The organism is Bradyrhizobium sp. MI1.7 (assembly GCF_055811795.1).
Genome location: NZ_JBVVPO010000232.1, coordinates 1 through 726, shown reverse-complemented (window position 1 = coordinate 726; position 726 = coordinate 1). Strand labels below are relative to the sequence as shown.

Sequence of the window (726 nt, the reverse complement as noted above, 5' to 3'; positions counted from 1 at the left end):
TGACCCGGCTCGGCGAATCCTTGTCCGGCATCGCCGCCGACACGATGGGCTTTGCGGCCCGCTATGGCGGCGAGGAGCTGATTGCCGTGCTGCCGGATGCCGATCTCGCCACTTGCGCCGAGATCGCCGAGCGTATCAGGCGCGCGATCGCCGAATGCACGATCACGCGCCGCTCGACCGGCGAGACCCTGCCCGGCATCAGCGTGTCGATCGGCGTAGCGCAGTATCGTGCGGGCGAGGCGATCACCGATCTGATCGAGCGTTGCGACCGCGCGCTCTATCTCGCCAAGGGCGGCGGCCGCAATCGCGTAGTGACGGAGGTCGAGCTCGATCGCGCCGCGGCTGCGGGCTAGGCGCTCGCCGCCAGCATCATGGCGGCCGCGCTGTTCTCGATCACCTGGATGCCGTGCTCCATGACATTGTTGCGGCCGCGGTGTTTTGCGGCGTAGAGCGCGGCGTCGGCGGCTTCGATGAGATCGCCGGGGCGCAGCGTCTCGTTCGGCTTCGTTGCGGCAACGCCGATCGAGACGGTGACGATCATGTGGGCGGAGGTGATGTGCGGCAGGCACAGCTTCAGCACGGCCGCGCGCACCTGCTCGCCGATCTCGACGGCGCGGTTCACATCGGTGTTCGGCAGCAGCAGGCAGAACTCCTCGCCGCCATAGCGGGCCGCAAAGCCCATCGTGTCGGCGGCGATGCCGGACAAGGATTCGCCGAGCCGGGTCA

2 protein-coding genes are annotated in these 726 nt (G+C 68.5%); one reads left to right on the top strand and one right to left on the bottom strand.

What is annotated here, in order from left to right:
• Window positions 1-353 (top strand): diguanylate cyclase (locus AC0L3X_RS47285; RefSeq protein WP_473317637.1); only part of this gene is annotated, 353 nt, incomplete at its 5' end.
• Here AC0L3X_RS47285 and AC0L3X_RS47280 read toward each other — a convergent pair.
• Window positions 350-726 (bottom strand): diguanylate cyclase (locus AC0L3X_RS47280; protein WP_473317636.1); only part of this gene is annotated, 377 nt, incomplete at its 5' end. The two genes, AC0L3X_RS47285 and AC0L3X_RS47280, sit on opposite strands and share 4 nt — an antisense overlap.